Genomic DNA, 23,549 nt, shown 5'->3' on the forward strand with positions numbered 1-23,549 from the left:
ATCCGCGAAAAATAGCGAAATATGATATATTTGGTAGAAGAAGATATTAGAGAAGAGGCATAATACATTATGAAAATTTCTTTAAAGTATCTTATATTGTCAGTAGCATTATTATCGGTCATATTAACGTTATTTAGTAGTATCTCATCAGGTTATAGAATGAGTAAAAACACATTAATAGAAAGTGCTTTAGAAACGAATCAAATGTATGCTGAAAAACTTGCAAATACGACAGATGTCTTCTTTCAAATGACACTTCAAACATTAGCTTGGAGCTCACATGAGATTGCCTCATATATGACAAACGAGGATGCTAGCGACAGGCTATTAGCAGAGACCGAACGGCTCAAGCATCAAACAGCTACATTTAACTCTGTTGTTATTGTTGATGCAAACGGTGAAATCGTCGCAACATCGCCTCAAACGCTTGATCTAGTCGGTAAACTTATGGATTCTGAAGGTGGAAAAGAAGCATTACGGGAGAAAAGACCGATTGTATCTAAGCCTTATTTATCAATTACTGGAAGATTAATTGTTTTTATTTCTTATCCTATTTTTGATGAGAATGAGCATTATTTGGGCCTTGTTGGGGGAAGCTTATACTTAAAAGAAGAAAATATACTTAATCAAATTTTAGGGCAGCATTATTATGAAGATGGCTCTTATGTCTATGTTGTCGATCAAGAGGGTCATATAATTTATCATAAAAATTCAGAACGAATTAATGATGTAGTATCGGAAAATCCAGTGGTACAGCAATTGATGAACAAGCAAAGTGGAGCAACCCGTGTTCTTAATACGGAAAAAATCGACATGCTTGCGGGGTATGCCTATGTTCCGTCGGTAGGCTGGGGAGTCGTCTCACAACGTCCAGCAGCAGTTGCATTGGCACCAACGACAAAAATGATGCAAGAAATGATTGTGAATGCATTGCCTTATTTGTTGTTATCGTTAGTTATTATTGTGTTAATATCACAATTAATTGCCCAACCGCTGCAAAAGCTGGCTGGCTTTATTGAATCTAGCACCGAGAAAAATCAAAGCGAAAGCTTGAATAAAGTAAAAGCTTGGTATTATGAAGCCATTCAATTGAAAAAGGCATTAACTTATAGCTTTGGATTTTTCCATGAAAAGGTAGACTTTATTACAGAGCAGTCTCAAACAGATCCATTAACAAAGCTAATGAACCGTAGAACAATGGATGAGTATACGCAAAAATGGAGAAATAACGAGACATCCTTCTCTATCGTTATTTGGGACATTGATCATTTCAAACGAATAAATGACACCTATGGTCATTCTGTTGGTGATGAAGTATTAAAGTTTCTAGCAGAAAAAATGCGTGAAGTAGCTAGGAAAGAAGATATTTGTTGTCGCTATGGCGGCGAAGAGTTCGTATTGCTTCTCCATCAAATGAATGAGCAGGAAGCTTATGAGGTTACTGAGAAGTTAAGAAAAATAATTGAAAGCACAATAAGCCCTTGTGGTGATTATATTACGGTTTCTGCTGGAATTTCTGCTTATCCAGCTACATCAACGAATCTTACACAATTGTTCGATATAGCTGATCAATGCTTATATGAAGCAAAAAGAGCTGGAAGAAATCAATGTATCGCTAGCAGTAATCGTTAATGCGATATGTTTAAAAAGGTACGTTTTGCTTTTCTCAAGCAAACCATAAATAATATCTGTGAAAACTAGTCGCAACGCTTTAGCGTAGTGATGGAAATGAAAAATTGCAATAGAGAGGACTATATAATGACTACTAATGAAAAACGATTAGAGACAGGCTGGCATTTCGATAATAGTTATCTTCATTTACCTGAAACTCTATATACGCTAATTAATCCAACGCCAGTAAGAGCGCCCAAGCTAGTTATGATTAATGAACCATTGGCGGCAGCATTAGGATTGGACCCAAGTGCACTGTTAAGTGAAGCAGGAGTGGCGACATTAGCTGGAAATAGGATTCCAGAGCATGCTATGCCACTTGCACAGGCATATGGCGGGCATCAATTTGGTCATTTCAATAGGCTTGGTGATGGTAGAGCCGTATTGCTTGGTGAGCAGATTACTCCTCAAGGTGAACGTGTAGATATACAGCTTAAAGGTTCGGGTCCAACTCCCTATTCACGCCGAGGCGATGGCAGAGCAGGGCTAGGTCCGATGCTCCGGGAATATATCATTAGTGAGGCGATGAATGGATTGGGCATTGCTACTACTCGTAGCTTAGCTGTAGTGGCGACTGGGGAAACGATTATTCGTGAAACGAATTTACCAGGTGCTGTTCTTACTCGTGTGGCAGCTAGTCATCTGCGAGTCGGTACGTTTGAATATGTATCGCAATGGGGTAATGATGACGAGCTTAGGCAATTAGCGGACTACACGATTGAACGTCATTATACTTATATTGCTGCTGATGATAACCGTTATCTTCATTTGCTTGAAGAAGTTATTAAGCGTCAAGCTCAGCTTATTGCCAGTTGGCAATTGGTAGGCTTTATTCATGGTGTGATGAATACGGATAATATGGCCATTAGCGGCGAAACGATTGATTATGGGCCATGTGCATTTATGGATAGTTATGACCCTACAACGGTATTTAGCTCCATTGATCGAGAGGGACGCTATGCTTACGGTAATCAACCGTATATTGGTAGTTGGAATTTGTCACGGTTTGCAGAAACACTTCTACCATTGCTTCATGACAATCATGCTGAAGCGGTTGAATTGGCGCAGGCTGCATTAACAAACTATGCAACGGAGTATTATGCTCGTTGGCTGGCTGGAATGAGAGCGAAGTTAGGATTGTATAACGAAGAGGAACAAGACGAAGCGCTTATTAAAGATTTACTTGGTATGATGCACCAATATGGAGCGGATTACACGAATACATTTATTATGTTGACGTTCAATCAACTGGAAGACTCCGCATTAGCAGCTACAGAAGAGTTTAAGCTATGGTATACGCAGTGGCAAAATAGATTAGAGCGACAATCACAATCAACAGAGCTAGCGCAGCAATTAATGCGTAATAGCAATCCAGCGATTATTGCACGTAATCATCGAGTGGAGGCAGCATTAGAAGCTGCAACTAAGCATGGCGATTATACCGTAATGGTTCAACTATTGGCGTTGCTATCTAATCCTTACGAGCATTCAGCCGAACAATCGGTATATGCTACTTTACCGGATGAGGAAACAGGACCCTATCGAACATTTTGTGGCACATAGTTCACAATGATAGAACAGGAATCAGGCATGCTGATGGCGAAGTAGTGTAGTACAACATTAACGAATGGAGAATATGAAATTATGTCTAGTTTGCCAAACTGTCCTAAATGTAATTCAGAATACACATACGAGGATGGAAGTCTGTTAGTTTGTCCAGAATGTGCTCATGAATGGACATTGGAATCGGAAAGCGATAATACGCCCGGTACCGAGATTGTGAAGGATAGCAACGGAAATATATTGATTGATGGTGATAGCATTACAATCATCAAAGATCTTAAAGTTAAAGGAAGCTCTTCCGTATTGAAGATAGGTACGAAAGTGAAAAATATACGTTTGATCGATGGAGATCACAATATCGACTGCAAAATTGATGGCTTTGGAGCTATGAAATTAAAGTCGGAGTTTGTGAAGAAGCTGTAATAGTACAAGTTGAATTTTGTATAACCTTTAATAAGTTGAGCGCTGAGGCTATCACAAGTAAGATCGTTATCGATCGTACTTGCGATAGCCTTTTTTGATTATCAAAGCTATTGCAAGTGGTAGACAAGTCATTAATAAAGTACGCCACTTACGAAAAGTCCAAAGCAAGCGGCATTTAATAAGAAAGTAATACCTCCGCCAATCAATAATCCTTGCACAATACCAGGATATTTATTGAAAATGAGTGTAGCTGGAATTAAATAAATGATTTGTACTACGCCAATAAAGAAAAATCCCATAGGAAACAGGAATAGTATAAGGTGTAGTACTGCTAATAACCCTATGCCTAATGACACATGTTTGAGATTATATGATTTCTTTTCCTTTGAGGTCAAGGTAGTGGGTTCTGAGTCTTGCAAATCTTGATTTTCATCATCATTCATACTAATCACCTCTTGATCTTAGTTCGAATTCACGTTGCAGCTCAACTAATTTCTCCTCTTTATCTCCACGATAGAACATATTATATGTATCGAAGGGGATAATACGGCCATCTGGATGTACAATATGGACACATGATTTTTTGACCGAACGAACATCGAAGTTATAGGGATCCAAAAATTGCATAATAATGACACGGAATACATTATCGTAATTAATATCTTGAGGAACAGATACCATCGGTAAGCAGCATAATAGATTTTTGAGTGAAAGTGCTGATGAACTTGGTGAATGAGCGGTGGAAAATAGATCAAAAATTTTAGCTTTCAAATTAATATCCTGCTCGAAGACGATCGTATTTCTGCCGCCCTCTAATAAAATTGTGGGGTCCATCATGCCCGTTAGTGGAATAACTTCATCACCTAGCTTGAGAGCATATCCCATAGCTAGACAATCTGGATGACATGGCACAGGGATAATATCTTCAGGTAGGAAAAGGTCAGATTGATCGATAATGCCTTGACGTACTTCACTAAGTGTAAGTCGCTCCTTGGCAGGATCGTATTCCTCGAGTCTACCAGCAGCTTGAATTGGCTGGAATGTTACGCCTCGAACAGCACGTTGTTTCAATCCAAATTGAATAATATCACCGATTTCATGATCATTGAGTCCCTTTTTGAGTGTGACAACTAATGTCGTAGAAATATTGTAGTCGTTAAGATTAGCTAATGCTTTACGACGAACCTCGCGTAGATCTACCCCTCGCAATTCACGTAGTGTAGCTTCTTCAAAGCTATCAAATTGCAAATAAATTTCAAAGCCTGGCATATAGGATGCTAATCGCTCGGCAAACTTGCGATCTTGAGCAATCTTCAATCCATTTGTATTGACCATAATATGCTTAATAGGCTTACTTTTGACGAGATCAAGAATTTCAAAAAACTGCGGATGAATCGTTGGTTCACCACCGCTAATTTGCACAATATCTGGTTCTTCTTCATTACGGACGATAGCATCAAGCATCTTTTCTATTTGCTCTAATGAGCGAAATGATCCGTGCTGGGGAGAAGATTCCGCATAACATATTGGGCATTGTAAATTGCATCGTTCAGTTATTTCAAGTAAGGTTAGACAGCTATGCTGCTCATGGTCTGGGCATAAGCCACAATCATAGGGACAGCCGTAACGAATGGGCGTATTCCAATGTTGGGGCATTTCTGCAGGCTTGAGAAACTCCCTACACTTCTTGTAATATTCAACATCGGTCGAAATTAATACTTTTTCTCGCCCATGATGACCACAATATTTAAGTAGAAATACTTGATCGTCTTCTATGATGACTTTAGCCTCGACTTTACGTAGACACTGGGAGCATATACTATTTGTTAACTCATAGAAAATATAGGGTCTATTTTTGGTTGGCATAGGTAGAATCCTCCGAATAAGGTTGATGTGGTTTTCCAATCCATTGATACAAGAGTGATCCATAGTAAATTAACGCTACTAAGCAAGCCAGCTGCATATTGTTAAGTCCGAAGTATGGATGAGGAGTTGGCTTAATGAAATCAATCGCAAATCGAAAAGTAAGGTAACTTGTCATAAACAGTTGGAAGATCGCGCCGTTAGGTAGAGTCTTAGAGGATGTCGTGGTTAGAAATTGACGCTTACGTAATTGATGTTTGTAGCTAAGAAGTAGAGTAGCAAGTAGAAGTAAGAACAATATTTCATATAATTGTGTAGGGTGACGTGGAATTCCATCGCCAAAGTCGATGGCAGTAATCCATGTCGTTGGTGTGCCATACGTATGGTCATCAAGGCCAGTTAAGAAGCAGCCAATACGTCCAATCGCAATTCCCATGATTAGAGGTAGCGTCATATCATCTCCAGTGGAGCGGGTAATACCCATTCTTTTCTTCATTAATTCAACGCCTATAAGCCCACCGAGCAGTCCACCTACAATGGTTTTCCCACTCATAAGGTATACATAGTCGTTCCACTTCTGCAATGATTGATAAGGGTCTTCAAACCAGTATAGTGCTTTAGAGCCAATTGCCGCGCCGATAATTGCTCCAACAATAATCCACATCCCTTGATCGATCCGAAGCGCACCTTTTGTTCGTGTGTACAAATATACACGGAAGCTTAAGAAATAGGCTAACGCTTCGAATACAGTATGTGGATGCAATGTAATGAATCCAAGATTAATCCATACAGGGAAAGTCATTGATGCCTCCTAAAACTTTTCAATTTGCTTCTCGATATGCTTTCCTGTAATTGAAAAGTACATCGGAAGCATAAACCTTTTGGAATGAGTTTAACGATATATTAACTATTCTGTTACCGTACGTAAATCCCTTCCAATTGTTAAATAAGAAAAAATAGGTGTGCCTCTCCAAGTTGCTTGGAATAGACACACCTACAGTTTTAGTTCAAAGAATCTATCTCTTGAGCTAGAAACGAATTAGATTACTTGACTTTAATATTGCCTGACTTTGTATTAATTTTGATCATATCTGATGAAGTTCCGATAGAAACTGGTGCTTTAATAGTTCCTGAATTAGAACGTAGTTCATAAAACCCACTAAACCCTTCAGCAACGGTAAAGTTTACATTCCCTGAGGAAGCATTAACATCAGCGCCATGTACTGTAGATTGTGAAATAGTTATATTACCAGAGCTACTTTCTGCAGTAACTTGACCGGAAACATTAGTAAGTTTCATATTACCTGAGTTAACAGATGCTTGCAGATTACCAGTTATATTATCGGCAATCAGATTACCAGATTTCGTTGTTAGCGATATAGTTTCCGCCTGTAGATCTTCGGCCTTAAGATTACCAGAATTCGTAGTTACCGTTGCTTGCTTTGCTTGTATTCCTGTAACGTTAACATTACCCGACTTGGTCGTTATCGTTGCCTGTTGTGCTAGTACGTGTTCAGCGTTAAGATTCCCGGAGTTCGCATCGATATATACCGTTTCTAGAACATGATCCTTAGGCAAACTTACAGTGATGTGGATTTTTTCACTCTCAAAACTAAAATTCAAAGAGAAAAACTGTAGTTTGAACTTAGTCGTTAGATCGAGCTCGTATTTGCTATTCACAATGGAAGCCTTATTAATTTGCTCAATAGTCTCCTGATTGGTCTTTCCTTCAACTAAAATGGAACCTGTATCACTGTCACTATTGACGAATGTCACTTTCACATTATTAGATGTACCAACAACGGTAAAGTGATTTAATGTTTGTGAATCGAATGTCCATGTCTTCTCAACGCTTTTTAAATTTCCGTTCCCCAATTGGAACTTATTAAACGATAAACCTGTGATACCAATGACAATAAGAATGATGGCGGTAAGAATCCAACGTTTTCTCATATTATTTCCCTCCTTTAATAACGCGAACATTCCAATGATAGTAAGACTTCGTAACCTTCAGAAGCATTGTACCTAGATATTTACATGCGATACCGAATAAGATCCCTATCCCAGAAATCGCAATGGTAGCAAAAAGTTTACCAAGAATGAATTCGCCATTGATTATAAAATCGACCAATACTAAAAGCGGTGCAACAATCATAGCAGCAGCACTTACAAGTAAACTAAGCCAAACAGCCCATATTGACAGACCAATCGGAACGACTGCCAGTATAAAGTTGAGGGAGAACAGTCCGATAACCGCAAAGATCGTTCTCGTCATTGAATCCGATTCTGACTTCTTCATTAGATGAGGAGAATCACTTTTATATTCCTCCAGCGCTTCTCGTGCTAGCTCAAATGGGTTACCAAGCTCAAGTGAAATTTCTTCTTCGGATTTACCTGTTTGTTCTCCGAATGCGTAATGCGTTTCGTAATCTTCTAATAGCTCCTTCTGATCCTTGCCAGGCATAGACTTAAGTTCCTTACGAAGAATTGTAAGAAATTGATCTTTATTCATGTGTAACGCCCTCCTCCAATAAACTAGAAACATCCTTCACAAATTGATTCCATTCCTTCAGCATTTCCTGCATATATTGCTCCCCATTAGCTGTGAGCTTATAGTATTTCCTAGGTGGCCCTTCATTCGATTCCTGTAAATACGTTGTACAGTGTCCCTCGGTAACTAATCTTCTTAGCAAAGGATAGAGTGCTCCTTCCGCAACCTGCACATAATTAGAAACCTGTTGAACTAATTCAAAGCCATAGCGTTCTTTTCTATGGATAAGCACTAATACACAAAGCTCTAATACACCTTTTTTGAACTGCACATTAATGTTCAATTCCTTCCACCACCGATCAATTATTAATTTTAGAATTGGTATATCATATGAATCAGTACTGCTTATTGTTCACTACTCAATTATGATTATAACTGGAGCTACTGAATAATGCAAGGTACTGTTGTAAATATTATGCTATTTATTTATTTAAGTATACCCGTAAGTTTTTCAATCCGATAAAAACACACAAAAAACCGCCATAATGTATAAGCCATCATGACGGTTTCAATTAATAGTGAATGTTCTCACACTATAGCTGCAAACTCTTCGTGTATTACTATAGTATCATTGTCTAATGATGCTTGTACGTCTATGATCCTCTGATTCGAAGAGCCTCTATACCTAAGTGTACTCGACTTCATATGCTCCATAAATCGACCGTCAACTAAGATATCCACCCACTGTAATAGCTCAAGTTGGTATTGTCGCTGAGGATTAGAGGGGGCATGCAGTTGCCCCCATGTAAAGCCTGTATATGTCCAAACATCAAGTCCTAATTGCTTGGCTGCTTGAGCAATCGGTAGTAAAGCCTCCGCTTGCAGAAAAGGTTCTCCACCTGATAAAGTAAGTCCTTTTTGGAGCTTTGTGTTTTTCATTTGATTAATAATATCGCCGCTATCGACTTCATAGCCACCGGCGAGATCATGTGTATAGGGGTTATGACATCCTTTGCAATGATGTTTACAGCCTTGTGTCCATAACACCATTCTGAGGCCTGGTCCATCGACAATACTGTCTACAGTAAGTGGTGCTGCTATTGTTAGCTTCATCATTATTACCACATTTCGTTAGTTATGTTTAACTCGATCATGAACTTCTGATTTCTTAGCATTATTGAATCGATCTAATGTTCCTACCAGATAGCCGGTAATTCTTCTAATTCGTTCAAACTTTATAGTGTCTTCCTCTTCATTTCTACCAAAATGAGGACAAATATTCCCTATAATAACTCCAGAATATCCACAAGAAGGATCACGATCTATCGGGTGATTGATGCTTCCATAGCCGATACCAGCTTCTTTCATTGATCTAATTATCGTTTCGAATGCTTCAATATTATGAGCTGGGTCACCATCTAGTTCAACATATGTAATATGCCCTGCATTCGTTAGTTCGTGATAAGGTGCTTCTTTGGCAATTTTATCGTAAGCCGCTAATGGATAATAGACAGGAATATGGAATGAGTTCGTATAATAATCGCGATCAGTAACACCGATAATAGTACCGTATTGCTGACGATCTATTGCTGTAAATCTGCCCGAAAGCCCCTCAGCTGGAGTCGCAATTAATGAAAAATTAAGTTGATATTGGTTTACTGCTTCGTCCATCCGATGTCGCATATGTGTAATAATACGAAGACCGAGTTGCTCTGCCTCTTCACTCTCCCCATGATGTTGACCTACTAACGCTGTTAGGCATTCGGCTAATCCAATAAATCCAACCGTTAAAGTACCCTCCTTAATAACATCTACGATCGTATCATTCCACTCTAAATTTTCAGAGCCTTTCCATACATGTTGGCCCATTAGAAAAGGGAAGTTCTTCACACGTTTATTACCTTGTAGCTTCATCCGATCCAATAATTGTTCGATGACCAGCTTAATCTGTTGATCTAATGCTTCAAAAAATTGCTGCAGCATCGGTTCAGAGTGAGAAATAATACCATGCTTAATTCCGAGTCGGGGGGAGATTGATTGTAGTGAAGGATAGATTGCCTCTTCCGCTAACAATTTCCTCTCCGTATACATTACCTAGCACTCTTGTTCTACAACCCATATAAGTTGCTTCCGTTTCTGGTCTCCCTGCAACATAATGTTTAGCATTGAACGGAGCATCGAGAAAGCTGAAGTTAGGAAATAAGCGCTTCGCCGACACGCGACAACTCAGCTGAAATAGGTCATAGTTGGGATCGCCGGCATTATAGTTAATTCCTTCTTTTACTTTGAAAATGAGAATTGGAAATATTGCTGTTTCACCGTTTCCTAAACCTTGTTCAACAGAAAGCAGGAGATTTTCAGATACCATTCTGCCTTCCGCTGATATATCTGTACCAAAGTTAATGCTGGAGAAGGGAACTTGAGCCCCGGCACGAGAATGCATCGTATTGAGATTATGAATAAAAGCTTCCATCGCTTGATACGTTTTACGATTTGTTTCACGATAAGCTTCCTTGTAAGCGAATTGTTGAATTTTGTTCGCAGTCGATTCATTTATGGAATACAGATGAGTAAGTTGTTTCAGCTCGTATACTTTATATTGCGTAATCATATCAATTTGCAGAGTATGTTTACTTTCTGACTCCATCTTGTGACTCCAATTGTTCATCTGTAATAACTGTTCATCTTCAAGCTCAAGGAGAAGCTGTAATCCTTGTCGCATATAATTAGCGTAGCTTTTCTTAAATGTTTTCCTAATACCATCAGATAGTCCATAGTCGAAAAATGGAATGCTTTGTCCACCATGCTGATCATTTTGATTACTTTGAATAGCGATTGCAGCTAATGCTGCATAACTTATAATGTCGTTGGGTTCACGTAAAAATCCATGACCCGTGGAAAAACCATTTGCAAATAACTTCTGTAAATCAATCTGACAACAAGTTAATGTACCCATATTCATAAAATCCATATCATGAATATGAATATCGCCATGATCGTGGGCGAAAGTGTGATGCGGTTGTAACACATTAGTTTTACAAAAATGTTTGGATACGACACTACCATATTGAAGCATAGTTCCCATTGCAGTGTTTCCATCAATATTGGCATTTTCTCGCTTACTGTCTGTTGTTTCTGCATCGGAAAAAGTAATTTCCGAAATGATATTCATTAATTTGCTATCGGTATTGATCAAGTGATGACCTCCCATATGGTACAAGCAGCTCGTAAACCTTCTTCATTACAGTAAATTAGAGTAAACGAGTATAATCATTAACAATAAATAAACACTATATGTAGTTGTCATAACGATGTATACATACTATATGTATTATATCTTATAAATTTTGAAAGTTGAGTCCAATTAGACTAGAATATTGATGATTCGATAATTTGACACATGAAGGGCGAGAAAGTCGTCAGTTGTAGAGAAATGTTCAAACATTTCATATAAATAAGTAAAGTATGTGAACATCGATTAAGGAGAGGGTGAAAGAAGATGGAACAACCGATGATGGTCGCTAGAAATGGTGTTATTACTAGTATTAGAAAGATCGGTAAGTACAAGTCGATCCAAATAGATGGAATAGGAGTAAATGGTGTTGTTCTCAATGTTGATGAGAACACAATCATTCTTAACAAGGAAGGTAAAGTGATCGGGTTAGATGATCTTGCAATCGGAATGGTTATTCATGTTCAACATAGTTTAGCAATGACGATGAGCTTACCACCTCAAACTTATGCGTACAGCATCACTGTGCAATCGTCATAATGCTAAGTGTGTAGAACTACCGTGCAAATTTCATAATACTAAGCGGGCAGCCAATCACTGTCCGCTTTTTTATGGGGCACGAAATGATTGAAGCATCGTACTGTTAACGATGCAAACTTAGAAATTGACTGTCATAATCTGATAGATTGTATCGACAGTCAATTAAGGATATACTAAAGCGGACAATGAGTATCCGCTTTAGTTGTGAATATAGATTTCGAATATAAAATTATTATAAATAACTGATTGAATATATGAGGTGATTGATACTATGCAGATGAAAACGGGAGTGGAACAAGCGGTGTACGCTACGTTTATGCTCAGTTTTTTACCGGATAAGGCAGTCTTACCAGGAGAAGTCATTAGTCAACGAATAGGTGCTTCACCAACTTATTTTCAGAAATTGTTACGGAAATTAGTAAGTGCGGATCTAATCACTTCTGTTGCAGGCGTTAAAGGTGGATTTAAATTGCAACGTAAGTCAGAAGATATTACGGTCTATGATATTTATATGGCGATCGAAGGAAAGCAATCATTATATTCTTCTAACGGTATTATTCAAGATATGTTACATATCTCACCGTCGACGCAATGTTGTTTGCTATCTGATCTAATGGAAGAAGCTGAAAGTGCATGGATAACCGTATTGAAAAAAGAAACGATAGCCTCATTGGTTGAGAAATTTCAGACAGCAACGTATCAGCAAGAAATTGAATCATTTCATCGTTGGTTAGAAGCGAAAATCGTTTATTGAACATAGATGTTGGTATAGAGAGGGAGAATAAGTATGAAGTTAAGTGTGTTAGATCAAGCTCCGGTCACAAAAGGTAATTCGGCACTAGATGCACTTATGAAGGCAGAGCAATTGGCAGTTGTAGCGGAAGCATTAGGTTATGAGCGTATGTGGATGGCTGAGCATCATAATGCGAATGGATTTGCAAGTTCTGCGCCAGAAATCATCGTTGCTCATATTGCAGCGAAAACGAAGAAGATTCGAGTTGGTACGGGTGGAACTATGATTATGCATTATTCACCGTATAAGATGGCAGAAGTATTCAAAACATTAAGTGCACTTGCTCCAGGGCGAATTGATTTTGGTGCAGGTCGTGCTCCAGGTGGCGATAATGCAGCGATCATTGCATTAGCAGAAGGTCGGCAACCAGATTTGCATCATTTATATGAAAAGCTAGATAATACATTGAAATTTATGAATGACGAAGCACCAGTATCATCTATTTACAATAAGATGCTTGCAATGCCAGCTCATGTTCCTCTTCCAGAAGCTTGGTTATTAGGCTCCAGTGGAAATAGTGCTGTACAAGCAGGTCGCAAAGGATTAGGTTACTCCTATGCACAATTTTTTAATGGATTTATGGAGAAAGAAATATTTGAGGCTTACCGTCAAAACTTTGTGCCATCTGTTTATATGGAAAAGCCAGAAATTATCGTTTCATACGCAGTAATGACTGCAGAGACGAAAGAAGAAGCAGAATTTCAAGCAAAGCCTTTTGATATCTCTCGTATGCTTATGATGAGAGGGCAGATCGTGGAACGTATGACACCTGAAGAGGCGCAAGATTATCCACTTTCTGAAATGGACCGTATGTTTATTAAAGATAATCGTAAAATGCATTTCGTAGGTACGCCCCAAGAAGTAGCAGATAAGTTACTTCAAGAGCAACAAACGTATGGATTTGATGAAGCGATGATTTGTACGATTCCACATTCTCAAGAGGTTCGACTGAATGTATATCGATTGTTAGCACAACAATTAATGTAAGTTCACGTTCAAGAGTTAGCTGCAAGGATAAAGCTGATTATCCGCAGACTACTCTATTGAAGTATTATATTGAGGTAAAACGGAAAGGGTTGGAAAAGTGAGAGTAAAAACTCACTTCTCCAACCCTTTTACTAAAAAAGTATAGCAATCTACGAAATACTACATAGATTTACCGATTGCTGAAAAATCTACACTACTGGAATATACGAAACTTGATATTTAAATGTTCCAAAGTATGGTTCGGTAGGAGAAAAACCAGTTAATGCAATTTCACGGATGTCATCATAAAGAAACGTAATGCTGTCGCCTGCTACAAGTGTAAATGTTCTACTTGGTCCACTGTTGAAGATTAAGTTAACATTGAAACCGATCGAGCCAATGTTTACAAAAGATGCAGCTAGCGTTGATACAAAACTAGAATCAACAGAATATACAACATTGTTATTCGTATTACTAGTGTCTGATACGGCAATAGTATTTTCGAAAGTTAAAATTACCGGTCTACGATGAATTGGTTTGGGGGGATATGGCGAAATACCGTTAAGATAAGGTCTAAGAGATTTACGAGTCATTCTATCATCACCTCTTTCCTTTTGACAGTTTTATAGTATGTTTTAATAGAGTAATTGCTTGGACAGGTTGATGGATTTTCGAAAATATCGTTATGCAGCTATATAATGGTATGATATATCTATAAGTGCAAGTTCAAAAATTGGACTTTATATTCGATGCCGATTAAGTGATCTCTCAATATAGAGGTCGAATGATGATGAAGTAAGGAGTCATGAAACTTGGGTGATCTACATTTTAAAGAGACAGTTGAATTAACGTTGAAGGTTATAGGCGGAAAGTGGAAGCCTGTTATTCTTTGTCATTTGACAGAAGGTACACATCGATTCGGTGAATTGAAGCGAGAAATGCCTCAAATCACTCAGAAGATGCTAACACAACAGCTACGTGAACTAGAAGAAGATTCTATTATAGAGCGTAAAGTATATGTACAAGCTCCACCGAAAGTAGAATACTCTTTAACGGAGTACGGTTTAACGGTGAAACAATTGCTGAATGTACTATCAGAGTGGGGAGATAAGCATCGTTCCAAGGGTACAGCTTCCCCAAAAAGTGAGTAAATATCTACTGGATAGTTACCAAATGGGTACTACGTTACATTAAAGTGCGTACTGTTCAAGCAGAACATTAAACTCTAGAATTGGTTTTGTAGCATAAACGAAACGATAGAGGAGCAGATCATATATGAAATTACAATTAGCGTTAGATCTTGTTGATATCCCAGGGGCAATTGAAGTTGTGAAGCAGGTAGAAGCTTATGTTGATGTTGTTGAGATTGGAACACCGATTATTATTAATGAAGGATTACATGCGGTAAAGGCTCTCAAAGAAGCATTTCCTAACTTAACCGTTCTTGCAGACTTGAAAATTATGGATGCAGGCGGCTATGAAGTTATGAAAGCATCTGAAGCAGGTGCTGATATCGTTACAATTCTTGGTGTTGCAGAAGATGCTAGCATTCAAGGTGCTGTTGCAGAAGCTCGCAAACAAGGGAAACAAATTTTGGTTGATATGATTGCGGTGAAAAACTTAGCGGAGCGTGCAGCGCAAGTAGATGCATTGGGCGTAGATTATATTTGTGTTCATACAGGCTATGATCTTCAAGCTGCTGGTCAAAATTCATTTGAAGATCTTCGTACGATTAAATCTGTTGTGAAAAATGCAAAAATTGCTGTAGCAGGTGGCATTAAGCTAGATACATTACCTGAAGTAATTGCAGCTGGGCCAGATCTTATTATTGTTGGTGGCGGCATTACAGGGCATGCAGATATTCAAGCGGCAGCTGCTCAAATGCAACAATTGATTCAACAAGGATAGTGGCTGATATGACGAATAACTATAATATTCATTCCATTATGGCCGAACTTCATGCAGCAGCTGATCAAGTAGCTGATGAGCAGTTAGATCAATTAGCGGAGGCTATTGCAAACTCTGGGCGTGTTTTTGTAGCAGGTGCAGGTCGTTCTGGATTAATGATGCGGGCGTTTGCAATGAGGTTGATGCATCTTGGACTTGATGTATACGTTGTTGGTGAAACGGTGACACGGAGTATTGCTAAGGGAGATCTATTGTTAATAGGTACTGGATCAGGAGAGACGAGATCGCTTATTCCAATGGCAGAGAAGGCAAGAAGTCTAGAAGCTACAGTAGCAACATTGACGTTGTCTGCGTCTTCTACTATTGGGAGACTAGCACATTTCAACGTTCAACTGCCAGGAGTACCGAAAAATCAATTAGATGAAGAAGCATCAATACAACCAATGGGTTCTTTATTTGAACAAGTATTATTGCTAGTGTGCGATACTGTTATCTTGAAAATGATGCAAAAGCAGCGTAGCAGCGGTAGAGTAATGTACGGCAATCATGCGAATTTAGAATAGATAATATAATATAAAATTACAATATAAAAGCTTCTCTTGATAGTTGGACCGTAACGTACCAATATTCAAGGGGAGCTTTTTTTGTATGTCTTAACGCTGCAAGAAACATTATAGATCCCTTTTGTGAACTATTTTGATCAGTAGCAGAATATGAATAGGATAAAGATTCGGTAATCAGTCAGTAAAATTATTACATAAAAGCTACAATTTCTCGATGAATATGATAATCTAATAGTATTAAAATCGAAGAGGTGATGACAATGGTAGGCTTTGGTATATTGCTTGGTATCATTGTAATTGTAGGTATTTTCTTAATTGCTACATACAATGGACTAGTGAGTAGACGTAATCGCATTAAAGAAGCTTTAGTTGCTATTGATGTTTATTTGCAAAATCGTTACGATGCACTGACACAAATTGCGGAAGTTGTCGTTTCTTATGCAACACATGAACGTGAGACACTTGCGCAGGTGACGAGCTTACGTGCGGGATTGCGCAATCAAGCACCTTCCGCAGAGAAAATAAAGCAATATGAGGAAGTAGATAGAGCACTTTCTTCAATTAATTTTCAAGCAGAAGCGTATCCTGAAATAAAAGCGAATGAAAACTATTTGCATCTACAACGGACGATCAATGAACTGGAAGAGAAGTTATCAGCTAGTCGTCGTAGCTATAATTCCAATGTTGCGGGCTACAATACAGCGATTCAATCTGTGCCGACGAATATGGTTGCAGGAATGTTTGGATTCCGTGAAGAAAGCCTGCTCGAAATTGCCCAAGAGAAAAAGGCTGAAGTAGATCTTAGAAATATATTAGGGAGGTAACGGGGGATGTTACCAACTTATGGGGAAGTAAATGCACGACTTACGGTACCGCTTGAAGCGTTGGATCAAATAAGAGAGCTTGCGCAGCAAAAGCGTGCGAAGTATAATCGCGTATTAGCGATATTTTTTGTTGTAAATGTTATAAGTACATTAGTTAGTTTAAGTTATCAGTCGTATTATTTTATTATTGGTTGGATTATTTTCATTATTATTTGGTTAATATCTGTATACGCCAAGCGCAAAAGCGCAGAGCAATATCGAACGATGTTTAAAAGAGAAGTAATTGCACCGTTTGCTTCCAAAACAGTGGAGCTATGTGCATCGCTGCAGGATAGCGATAAACATATTTACTACTGCAATTACTATCCCGAGGACCGCATGGACGACCATTGGATTCGAAACTGTAAATTGTTCGATTTTACCATTGACCGTACAACGGGCGAAGATTTGCTTATAGGACAATTAGGACTTACTGAATTTCGTTTTTCTGAGCTAACCTTAGTAGAAATTACCAAGTCAACGGATTCTAAAGGTAATACGACAACGACGAATCATACAAGATTTTCAGGAGTATTGTTTGTAGCTGATTTCAAAAAGGATTTCTCAGGAATTACAATGTTGCAGTCCAACAAGGTCGTGCCTCCTGACAGTGGATTGTTCAAAAAAATGTTTGGCTCGTTCAAGCAATATTCGATGGTAGGAACAAGCAGAGCAGCAAAAATTGATATTGATCTTGAAAGTGAAGAATTCAATGAGCATTTTAATGTAAGAACCTCCAATGATATTGAGGCGAGATATTTATTATCCCCGAATTTAATGGAACAAATATTAGACTTTAAAAAATCGCATAATGAACAAATTGATATTTCTTTTGTTGATTCCTATATGTGTATTGCGATCGCCTCTGACAATAATTACTTTGAAGAGCCAATGCATAAGGAGCACAGTGCAGGATATCGGATGAAGGCTGTCTATGATGATTTAAAGTTTTTCTTCAGTCTTATTGAAGAATTTGATCTGAATACAAGAATATGGAGTAAGCAATAATTTATAATAAAGCTAGTCCAATGAATATGAACACGAAAAAGCTGACGAAGGTAGGTTACCATACTACTCTCGTCAGCCCTTTTTTATATAGGCAACATTAAAGAATAACACCGTCGCGCATTGTAATAATACGATCTGCGAAAGGCAGCATTTCTTCATCATGGGTAACGAGCAGTGTTGCAATATTAAGCTTTTTCGTTATCGATTGAATAAGAGTCATAACATCCTTCGAGCGGCTAGAATCTAAGCTTGCAGTGGGCTCATCGGCAAACAGCATTTGTGGCTGATGGATGATCGCTCGCGCAATGGCGACACGTTGTTTCTCACCACCAGACAATGAAGGTGGATAAGCATGCTGACGATGCTTCATCCCAACGAGTTCTAGCATTTCGGTAACTGCTTTTTTGCGTGCCTGCTTGCTCAGCTTGTTCTCCGCTACATCGAGCATCAGCAATAGTTGATCTTCTACAGTTAGAAATGGCACAAGATGTGAGGATTGAAAGATGAAGCCGAACTGCGAGGCACGTAGCTGGCGAATACCCTCTTGCGACATCGTTATGAGATCTTTATCCTGAAACAGTATCTTTCCGCTAGATGCGCGTTGTAGACCAGCAGCAATGGTTAGCAACGTACTCTTTCCAGAACCGGATGCTCCGACAAGTGCTGTCACTTCACCATTATTTACCTCAAGATTGATCCCCTTCAATATTTGTTCACTCACTTCACCATTACTAAATGTTTTGGAAAGATTCGATATCGTTAATGTACTCATTTTACATCTCTCCTTGCTGAATAGCTTGTAATGGCTCAACCTTTTTGATCTGAATACCAGATATTGTTGCACCAACAAAACCAATAATAAGGAACAGAATCGATAGCATAATCGTTGCCCCTAAGCTTAAGTGGAATGGCATACCAGCAGGAGCGATAGCATTGAATAATTGACTAGCACCAACTGATAATATAAGTGCAATAACAGTTATAACAATCATTTGCGTCCACATCATGCGGAATAATGTACCTGTCTTCACGCCGATCGCTTTCAAGATGCCGTACAAGCCGATTTTTTGAACGTTCATCATATAGAAGAAGATCGCGAACAGTAATCCGCTAATCCCGATAAGGAACCATATAATCATATTTAAAGTCATTTGCTCTGCACTATAGCTAGGTATCGTATTCAAAAATTGTTTGTTAGAGAAGGACACCAATCCATCAATGGCTGGTGCATCATCACCTGGAATGAACAGCAATTGCATAGACATTGTACGATACATTTCCTTGTAATTGAGTTCATGAATGAAGGCAACATCAGCATGACTGAACTTTTGCTCGTTGGCGAAGTCTACAACCGATAGCTGACCGCTGAATTGATTGTTCGTCAGCTGTGAATGCAACGAAATTCCATCTGCCTCAACATCCGAGTTCAATACAACTTCGCCTTGTTGAACGGTTGGGAACAGTTCAGATTCGGTTGCGGCAACGAATGCAACACTATGCTGCTTATCGTTTTCATCATTTACAAATCCCATTTGAATAGAAAGAGCGAAGGCGTCAGGATACTGACTTAATAACTCAGCTTGCTGCTCACTATCTATTCTGGATAAATTGTAAGTGTCGTTCGCATCGCTGTTCATATAGAAATGTCCTTTGGGCATACCTTTAATCAGTGCTGAATTATCTTGTGATAACCCATTTGCTAATCCGGAAATAATAAATGTTAAAAAACTAATTAGAAAAATGATAGAACCGACAATAACAAATTTCGCCTTACTTTTCTTTATTTCTTTCCAAGCCATATTCATAATTAATCATCCCTTTCTTTGCTACTCCTCTATAGTAAGCAATGACTATGAACGCAGTATGAACAGACGATGGCGAAATTAAGACTAATGTAGTTTGCTCCGAGAACGTATTGCTGTTCCGATCGATGTCGCTCCGAGAGCGTATTGCTGTTCCGATCAGGGTCGCTCCAAAAACCAATTGCTGTTCCGATCGCCGTTGTCCTCGGATTTATTGTAATAGGAATAGCGGTATAAATCCGAGGACAAAAACGACCGCATACCACTAGCAATTAGTACTCTCCGCTGGAGCATAGGAGAATGATTAGTTCTCTCCGCTTTGGCATAGGTGAAGGGATGAAGAACGAGGTTAGTTTTTGCTTTGTTTCGCTTCGTAGCATGGGTTGAGGTGTGAACAAAGTAACTTTTTCTTCAGTTAGCACGTTAGTGCGGCGGCGATTGTTATGCGAATATAAGTATAGTTCAAGCGAAATTCCCCTAATACCCGTCTGTAATTGCAAAAAAAGAAAGCTCATCATAAGATGAGCTTCCTTTTCCGCCATTACACAATCAATTAGCGGCATGCTAGAGCAAGCAGGCTTTATACGTATTAATAAGAACCACGAATATGATCATGTACATTTTCTTTGTACCATTGCTCTAAGCGTGACATTTCATCCTGGGAGAAGGATGGTACATCTAATGCACCAAGATTATCGAGCACCTGCTGAGAGTTTTTGAAGCCAGGAATAACAGTGCTTACTGCTTCATGGTCGAGAATCCAGCGCAATGCTGCTCGAGTCATATTGTATTTGCCTTCTGCAATCCAGCCTAGCTCACGACTCAGCTCCTGACCTTTAGCAAGCGGAAGTCCAGCGAACGTTTCACCAACATTGAATGCTTCTCCATTGCTATTATAGCTGCGATGGTCACTCGATTCGAATGAAGCTTGCTGATTGAATTTACCTGTAAGTAAACCACTAGCTAGTGGTACACGTGCAAGAATTCCCACACCTTTCGCCTGTGCAACAGGAAGAAGTTGTTGTGATACCTTTTGGCGGAAGAGATTGAAGATGACTTGTAGCGCACTGACATTAGACTGCTCCATGCAGAATAATCCTTCTTCCACACTTTCAACGCTAACGCCGTAATAACGGATTTTTCCTTCTGCTTTCAGCTTATCAAGTACATCAAAGACTAAGCCTTGCTTGAGAATATCAAAAGAAGGGCAATGAATCTGATACAAGTCAATTTGCTCACGGTTCAGACGTCGTAGACTTGCTTCGCAATAGGCACGTACTGCTTCCTCTGTATAGTTAGCAGGATCACTAACATTACCTTGGCGACAAAACTTTGTAGCAATGTGAATGTCAGATTCACGACCTGCTGTAGCCTTTGCTAGTAGCTCCTCGCTATGTCCATTTCCATATACGTCTGCGGTATCGAAGAAATTAACGCCTTGTTTGATAGCTGTATGTAATGCTTGTAAGGAGACCTCATCGGAAACTGTACCCCAGTCCCCGCCAATTCCCCATGTTCCAAAGCTAACTTCACTGATGCGTAATTCTGTATTGCCTAATTGTCTGTATTTCAATGTCATTGACTCCCTTCGGGATTATAATATGATCGTAACAATAGTGCTGAGAGTATTAACGACTCTACAACGGACACATCACACTTATGGAATAACGATCTCTACAAAAGATAGTATCAATAGAAGTATAAGACCATTCCAGCAGAAAAGGAATGGTCTTATGTTAGTCTTGTTTGATGATGTTTTTCAACGCTAATAATCGATTGTCCCAATAAACTTCGAAAAATGAAAGCCAGTCTTGGATTTGTGCTAATGGTGCTGCTTCTAATTGATAACGCGTTTCGCGTCCGTGCTTGCGCTTGCTAACAAGCCCTGCCTCATTCAGCACATAGAGGTGCTTATTAACCGCGGTACGCGACAAAGGAAAGTGTGTGGTGATGGCAGTAATCGGCATTTCTCCATTTGCAAGTAGAACAAGCATTGTTCTTCGAGTCGGGTCGGAGATTGCATGGAATACATCTTGCTTTAGTTCTGGAGCTGCCACTTATAATTGCTCCACAATTGAAGGTAGTTTTTGATGCACAATAGTGTAGAAACATACTGCGGAATAGTATGGACGTAAGTGGATGAAAATATTCAATAGCTGATGCAGCGGAAGGTGGTTTTGAAATTGCAGATATTCACACTATAAGTAAAGTTGTACATTGGTAAATGAAAAGGTTGAAAATGTGCAAAAAATGTCGAATGTCATTAGGCTGGAACAACCGTATTTTATCTAATCCCAACTTCCAATTGACTTTAATTGAATAACGCAGTATTATATATTTTAGTTAGTAATTTAGTAATTTAGTAATTTAGTAATTTAGTAAATTAGTAAATGAGTAGATTAGTAAATAAAGGTGAGACGCAAACTTAAGGAGGATTATAGATGAAAATTCCAACGACTTTAAAACATAAACCGGTTATTGTCTGTGAAAATTATGAGAATGTAGATGGTAAGTATGCTTATAATAGCGATGCGAAGGGAATTTCGCTAGGACTGGCACAGTGGAATGATCGTGGGAAACTCGATATTTCTGCAAAAGTATGGAGACATACAGGAGGCAAGTGGTCAAGACAATCGGAAGAGCTACCATTGCATCGTGTTATCGATCTTGCCATTATGGTTTGCCAAGCAAAATTACACTTTCAAGAGGCATATCGTTATGAGAAGCTATACGATCCGGAAAACCCAGTTATTGAAAGAGTTGGTTTACAAGGTGATGCTATGACGATTAGCATATGTGACAACAACGAGAAAATTAATGAAGACATAAAGCTATTCAACCAAGCATTAAGTGATGATGGAGAATTGGTCGGAGAAAGATTGCGTACATTATCACGTATGCTGAAGGAAATGGGATACTGAACCTACTCAAAAGCATAGTAACCAGCTCTCACGACACAAGCCCACTCGGAATATGATAGAAAAAAAGTTAGTGGGTGAGTGACGATGTCAGAGATGTTTCCAGTATGTGTACAAACTAATATTGTATCCAATGGCCCTGAAAAGATCGTTTATTATCCAGAGATTGTAGGGGTAACTAATAAAAAGTGGCAGCGCGAAGTAAATAATAAATTAGCAGAGCAGACGCAGCAGCTTATTCATATGCTCGTTGGCGATGCACCAGAAACGTTAAGTATTATGATGGGATCTTATGAAGTGAAAAATAATCAGCGTAATATATTAAGCATTACGCAATCGAATTCTGCATATCATTATCACGCTGCACATGGAATGAGATATTTGAAATCATTAACGTTCGATATGGGCAAAGAAAAGCAATATACATTATCGGAATTGTTTACCAATGGCAGCAATTATGTAAGTCGTCTATCTAAGCTAGTCGCCTTACAAATTCAGCAACGCGGAATTGAGACCTTTGAGCCATTTACGAGTATTGATGCGGAACAATCCTTCTATATAGCTGATAAAACGTTAGTGCTCTACTATCAGCTATATGATATTACACCGTATGTCTTCGGCTTTCCGATATTTCCGATTTCCGTATATGATATCGCAGATATTGTCGTCGATGATGGTCCACTTGGCGTGATGGCTGTGAATGATTAATAATCAGGAAGAAAGCGACTACACATGAGTATGCATAGTCGCTTTTTATACGGTGTCTTCCCAGAAAGACTTCCCCTTCAAGTCGAGGTTCAAAAAGCGGGCTTTAAGAACTGAGCAGGTGAAACGCTACTTGAGAAAGGCGGAAGCGCAAGTGTACATGATTACGTACACGCGATCCTACAATGTTTCTGTAAGAAACATACATCGGAAGCTTACGCTATACTTTCCAAGTTGGTT

General features: G+C 38.9%; 27 protein-coding genes. 13 read left to right on the forward strand and 14 right to left on the reverse strand.

The window, feature by feature from the left end; translation table 11 throughout:
• Positions 1-69: 69 nt before the first annotated feature.
• The 3 genes from AC1TPB_RS07705 to AC1TPB_RS07715 all read left to right on the forward strand — a co-directional run bounded on the left by AC1TPB_RS07705 (position 70) and on the right by AC1TPB_RS07715 (position 3,657).
• On the forward strand, positions 70-1,632 hold the full coding sequence (locus tag AC1TPB_RS07705) for a sensor domain-containing diguanylate cyclase (protein ID WP_482075941.1): 1,563 nt from the start codon (positions 70-72) through the stop codon (positions 1,630-1,632).
• A 126-nt stretch (positions 1,633-1,758) separates the two neighbouring features.
• A complete protein-coding gene (locus AC1TPB_RS07710; RefSeq protein ID WP_482075942.1) occupies positions 1,759-3,234 on the forward strand; it encodes a protein adenylyltransferase SelO in 1,476 nt (491 codons plus the stop codon).
• Positions 3,235-3,315: 81 nt separating this feature from the next.
• Positions 3,316-3,657 (forward strand): zinc ribbon domain-containing protein YjdM, encoded by a 342-nt coding sequence (locus AC1TPB_RS07715; RefSeq protein WP_482075943.1) that lies wholly within the window; start codon positions 3,316-3,318, stop codon positions 3,655-3,657.
• 131 nt (positions 3,658-3,788) lie between these two features.
• On the opposite strand, the gene AC1TPB_RS07720 is transcribed toward AC1TPB_RS07715, so the two are convergent.
• The 9 genes from AC1TPB_RS07720 to nrdD (AC1TPB_RS07760) form a co-directional block, all read right to left on the reverse strand.
• Positions 3,789-4,100 (reverse strand): hypothetical protein, encoded by a 312-nt coding sequence (locus AC1TPB_RS07720; protein ID WP_482075944.1) that lies wholly within the window; start codon positions 4,098-4,100, stop codon positions 3,789-3,791.
• Position 4,101: 1 nt separating this feature from the next.
• Entirely contained in the window at positions 4,102-5,523 is a 1,422-nt protein-coding gene (locus AC1TPB_RS07725) for a radical SAM protein (RefSeq protein WP_482075945.1), read from the reverse strand.
• On the reverse strand, positions 5,507-6,322 hold the full coding sequence (locus AC1TPB_RS07730) for a prolipoprotein diacylglyceryl transferase (RefSeq protein ID WP_482075946.1): 816 nt from the start codon (positions 6,320-6,322) through the stop codon (positions 5,507-5,509). Before AC1TPB_RS07730 ends, AC1TPB_RS07725 begins: the two co-directional genes overlap by 17 nt.
• 242 nt (positions 6,323-6,564) lie before the next feature.
• A complete protein-coding gene (locus tag AC1TPB_RS07735) occupies positions 6,565-7,473 on the reverse strand; it encodes a DUF4097 family beta strand repeat-containing protein (RefSeq protein ID WP_482075947.1) in 909 nt (302 codons plus the stop codon).
• Between the two features lies 1 nt (position 7,474).
• Positions 7,475-8,032 carry an HAAS signaling domain-containing protein gene (locus AC1TPB_RS07740; protein WP_482075948.1) on the reverse strand — a complete coding sequence of 186 codons (558 nt, stop codon included), beginning with the start codon at positions 8,030-8,032 and terminating at the stop codon, positions 7,475-7,477.
• On the reverse strand, positions 8,025-8,354 hold the full coding sequence (locus AC1TPB_RS07745; protein ID WP_482075949.1) for a PadR family transcriptional regulator: 330 nt from the start codon (positions 8,352-8,354) through the stop codon (positions 8,025-8,027). Before AC1TPB_RS07745 ends, AC1TPB_RS07740 begins: the two co-directional genes overlap by 8 nt.
• A 245-nt stretch (positions 8,355-8,599) precedes the next feature.
• Positions 8,600-9,127, reverse strand: coding sequence for an anaerobic ribonucleoside-triphosphate reductase activating protein (gene nrdG / locus AC1TPB_RS07750; RefSeq protein ID WP_482075950.1), 528 nt, complete (start codon positions 9,125-9,127; stop codon positions 8,600-8,602).
• 15 nt (positions 9,128-9,142) lie between these two features.
• Complete coding sequence (gene nrdD / locus AC1TPB_RS07755) at positions 9,143-10,102, reverse strand: anaerobic ribonucleoside-triphosphate reductase (protein WP_482075951.1); 960 nt, start codon at positions 10,100-10,102, stop codon at positions 9,143-9,145.
• Complete coding sequence (nrdD, locus tag AC1TPB_RS07760; RefSeq protein ID WP_482075952.1) at positions 10,023-11,207, reverse strand: anaerobic ribonucleoside-triphosphate reductase; 1,185 nt, start codon at positions 11,205-11,207, stop codon at positions 10,023-10,025. Before nrdD (AC1TPB_RS07760) ends, nrdD (AC1TPB_RS07755) begins: the two co-directional genes overlap by 80 nt.
• A 303-nt stretch (positions 11,208-11,510) precedes the next feature.
• Here nrdD (AC1TPB_RS07760) and AC1TPB_RS07765 point away from each other — a divergent pair, with 303 nt between their 5' ends.
• From AC1TPB_RS07765 to AC1TPB_RS07775, 3 genes are all read left to right on the forward strand, one after another.
• The gene (locus tag AC1TPB_RS07765) at positions 11,511-11,783 is read left to right on the forward strand and encodes a hypothetical protein (protein ID WP_482075953.1); all 273 of its coding nucleotides are present in this window, start codon (positions 11,511-11,513) and stop codon (positions 11,781-11,783) included.
• A 271-nt stretch (positions 11,784-12,054) separates the two neighbouring features.
• Complete coding sequence (locus tag AC1TPB_RS07770) at positions 12,055-12,537, forward strand: Rrf2 family transcriptional regulator (RefSeq protein ID WP_482075954.1); 483 nt, start codon at positions 12,055-12,057, stop codon at positions 12,535-12,537.
• Positions 12,538-12,570: 33 nt separating this feature from the next.
• Positions 12,571-13,563, forward strand: a complete 993-nt coding sequence (locus tag AC1TPB_RS07775) for an LLM class flavin-dependent oxidoreductase (protein WP_482075955.1) — start codon at positions 12,571-12,573, stop codon at positions 13,561-13,563.
• 188 nt (positions 13,564-13,751) lie between these two features.
• Here the strand turns inward: AC1TPB_RS07775 and AC1TPB_RS07780 are convergent, their stop codons facing one another.
• On the reverse strand, positions 13,752-14,135 hold the full coding sequence (locus AC1TPB_RS07780) for an S-Ena type endospore appendage (RefSeq protein ID WP_482075956.1): 384 nt from the start codon (positions 14,133-14,135) through the stop codon (positions 13,752-13,754).
• Positions 14,136-14,354: 219 nt separating this feature from the next.
• Between AC1TPB_RS07780 and AC1TPB_RS07785 the strand changes: the two genes are divergently transcribed.
• From AC1TPB_RS07785 to AC1TPB_RS07805, 5 genes are all read left to right on the forward strand, one after another.
• Complete coding sequence (locus AC1TPB_RS07785) at positions 14,355-14,693, forward strand: winged helix-turn-helix transcriptional regulator (protein WP_482075957.1); 339 nt, start codon at positions 14,355-14,357, stop codon at positions 14,691-14,693.
• A 124-nt stretch (positions 14,694-14,817) separates the two neighbouring features.
• Positions 14,818-15,450, forward strand: coding sequence for a 3-hexulose-6-phosphate synthase (hxlA, locus tag AC1TPB_RS07790; protein WP_482075958.1), 633 nt, complete (start codon positions 14,818-14,820; stop codon positions 15,448-15,450).
• A gap of 8 nt (positions 15,451-15,458) precedes the next feature.
• Positions 15,459-16,013 carry a 6-phospho-3-hexuloisomerase gene (hxlB, locus tag AC1TPB_RS07795; protein ID WP_482075959.1) on the forward strand — a complete coding sequence of 185 codons (555 nt, stop codon included), beginning with the start codon at positions 15,459-15,461 and terminating at the stop codon, positions 16,011-16,013.
• A gap of 260 nt (positions 16,014-16,273) precedes the next feature.
• Positions 16,274-16,837: a LemA family protein gene (locus AC1TPB_RS07800; protein WP_482075960.1), complete on the forward strand. Its 564-nt coding sequence runs from the start codon at positions 16,274-16,276 to the stop codon at positions 16,835-16,837.
• 6 nt (positions 16,838-16,843) lie between these two features.
• Positions 16,844-17,884 carry a DUF3137 domain-containing protein gene (locus AC1TPB_RS07805; protein WP_482075961.1) on the forward strand — a complete coding sequence of 347 codons (1,041 nt, stop codon included), beginning with the start codon at positions 16,844-16,846 and terminating at the stop codon, positions 17,882-17,884.
• A gap of 97 nt (positions 17,885-17,981) precedes the next feature.
• On the opposite strand, the gene AC1TPB_RS07810 is transcribed toward AC1TPB_RS07805, so the two are convergent.
• The 4 genes from AC1TPB_RS07810 to AC1TPB_RS07825 all read right to left on the reverse strand — a co-directional run bounded on the left by AC1TPB_RS07810 (position 17,982) and on the right by AC1TPB_RS07825 (position 21,743).
• Positions 17,982-18,656: an ABC transporter ATP-binding protein gene (locus tag AC1TPB_RS07810; RefSeq protein ID WP_482075962.1), complete on the reverse strand. Its 675-nt coding sequence runs from the start codon at positions 18,654-18,656 to the stop codon at positions 17,982-17,984.
• Between the two features lies 1 nt (position 18,657).
• On the reverse strand, positions 18,658-19,689 hold the full coding sequence (locus AC1TPB_RS07815) for an ABC transporter permease (RefSeq protein WP_482075963.1): 1,032 nt from the start codon (positions 19,687-19,689) through the stop codon (positions 18,658-18,660).
• Positions 19,690-20,275: 586 nt separating this feature from the next.
• Positions 20,276-21,259: an aldo/keto reductase gene (locus AC1TPB_RS07820; protein WP_482075964.1), complete on the reverse strand. Its 984-nt coding sequence runs from the start codon at positions 21,257-21,259 to the stop codon at positions 20,276-20,278.
• Between the two features lie 163 nt (positions 21,260-21,422).
• Positions 21,423-21,743 (reverse strand): ArsR/SmtB family transcription factor, encoded by a 321-nt coding sequence (locus tag AC1TPB_RS07825; RefSeq protein ID WP_482075965.1) that lies wholly within the window; start codon positions 21,741-21,743, stop codon positions 21,423-21,425.
• A 384-nt stretch (positions 21,744-22,127) separates the two neighbouring features.
• Here AC1TPB_RS07825 and AC1TPB_RS07830 point away from each other — a divergent pair, with 384 nt between their 5' ends.
• Both AC1TPB_RS07830 and AC1TPB_RS07835 read left to right on the forward strand, forming a co-directional pair.
• Positions 22,128-22,607, forward strand: a complete 480-nt coding sequence (locus tag AC1TPB_RS07830) for a DUF6530 family protein (RefSeq protein WP_482075966.1) — start codon at positions 22,128-22,130, stop codon at positions 22,605-22,607.
• A gap of 84 nt (positions 22,608-22,691) precedes the next feature.
• The gene (locus tag AC1TPB_RS07835; RefSeq protein ID WP_482075967.1) at positions 22,692-23,312 is read left to right on the forward strand and encodes a DUF3298 and DUF4163 domain-containing protein; all 621 of its coding nucleotides are present in this window, start codon (positions 22,692-22,694) and stop codon (positions 23,310-23,312) included.
• Positions 23,313-23,549: the final 237 nt, after the last annotated feature.

Source organism: Paenibacillus sp. Y951 (genome assembly GCF_056786395.1).

Excerpts from the sequence above, each read along its gene's own strand:
- AC1TPB_RS07705 (WP_482075941.1), top strand. The coding sequence starts at position 70 with ATGAAAATTTCTTTAAAGTATCTTATATTGTCAGTAGCATTATTATCG.
- AC1TPB_RS07710 (WP_482075942.1), top strand. The coding sequence starts at position 1,759 with ATGACTACTAATGAAAAACGATTAGAGACAGGCTGGCATTTCGATAAT.
- AC1TPB_RS07715 (WP_482075943.1), top strand. The coding sequence starts at position 3,316 with ATGTCTAGTTTGCCAAACTGTCCTAAATGTAATTCAGAATACACATAC.
- AC1TPB_RS07720 (WP_482075944.1), bottom strand. The coding sequence starts at position 4,100 with ATGAATGATGATGAAAATCAAGATTTGCAAGACTCAGAACCCACTACC.
- AC1TPB_RS07725 (WP_482075945.1), bottom strand. The coding sequence starts at position 5,523 with ATGCCAACCAAAAATAGACCCTATATTTTCTATGAGTTAACAAATAGT.
- AC1TPB_RS07730 (WP_482075946.1), bottom strand. The coding sequence starts at position 6,322 with ATGACTTTCCCTGTATGGATTAATCTTGGATTCATTACATTGCATCCA.
- AC1TPB_RS07735 (WP_482075947.1), bottom strand. The coding sequence starts at position 7,473 with ATGAGAAAACGTTGGATTCTTACCGCCATCATTCTTATTGTCATTGGT.
- AC1TPB_RS07740 (WP_482075948.1), bottom strand. The coding sequence starts at position 8,032 with ATGAATAAAGATCAATTTCTTACAATTCTTCGTAAGGAACTTAAGTCT.
- nrdG (WP_482075950.1), bottom strand. The coding sequence starts at position 9,127 with ATGATGAAGCTAACAATAGCAGCACCACTTACTGTAGACAGTATTGTC.
- nrdD (WP_482075951.1), bottom strand. The coding sequence starts at position 10,102 with ATGTATACGGAGAGGAAATTGTTAGCGGAAGAGGCAATCTATCCTTCA.
- AC1TPB_RS07765 (WP_482075953.1), top strand. The coding sequence starts at position 11,511 with ATGGAACAACCGATGATGGTCGCTAGAAATGGTGTTATTACTAGTATT.
- AC1TPB_RS07770 (WP_482075954.1), top strand. The coding sequence starts at position 12,055 with ATGCAGATGAAAACGGGAGTGGAACAAGCGGTGTACGCTACGTTTATG.
- AC1TPB_RS07775 (WP_482075955.1), top strand. The coding sequence starts at position 12,571 with ATGAAGTTAAGTGTGTTAGATCAAGCTCCGGTCACAAAAGGTAATTCG.
- AC1TPB_RS07780 (WP_482075956.1), bottom strand. The coding sequence starts at position 14,135 with ATGACTCGTAAATCTCTTAGACCTTATCTTAACGGTATTTCGCCATAT.
- hxlA (WP_482075958.1), top strand. The coding sequence starts at position 14,818 with ATGAAATTACAATTAGCGTTAGATCTTGTTGATATCCCAGGGGCAATT.
- hxlB (WP_482075959.1), top strand. The coding sequence starts at position 15,459 with ATGACGAATAACTATAATATTCATTCCATTATGGCCGAACTTCATGCA.
- AC1TPB_RS07800 (WP_482075960.1), top strand. The coding sequence starts at position 16,274 with ATGGTAGGCTTTGGTATATTGCTTGGTATCATTGTAATTGTAGGTATT.
- AC1TPB_RS07805 (WP_482075961.1), top strand. The coding sequence starts at position 16,844 with ATGTTACCAACTTATGGGGAAGTAAATGCACGACTTACGGTACCGCTT.
- AC1TPB_RS07810 (WP_482075962.1), bottom strand. The coding sequence starts at position 18,656 with ATGAGTACATTAACGATATCGAATCTTTCCAAAACATTTAGTAATGGT.
- AC1TPB_RS07815 (WP_482075963.1), bottom strand. The coding sequence starts at position 19,689 with ATGAATATGGCTTGGAAAGAAATAAAGAAAAGTAAGGCGAAATTTGTT.
- AC1TPB_RS07830 (WP_482075966.1), top strand. The coding sequence starts at position 22,128 with ATGAAAATTCCAACGACTTTAAAACATAAACCGGTTATTGTCTGTGAA.
- AC1TPB_RS07835 (WP_482075967.1), top strand. The coding sequence starts at position 22,692 with ATGTCAGAGATGTTTCCAGTATGTGTACAAACTAATATTGTATCCAAT.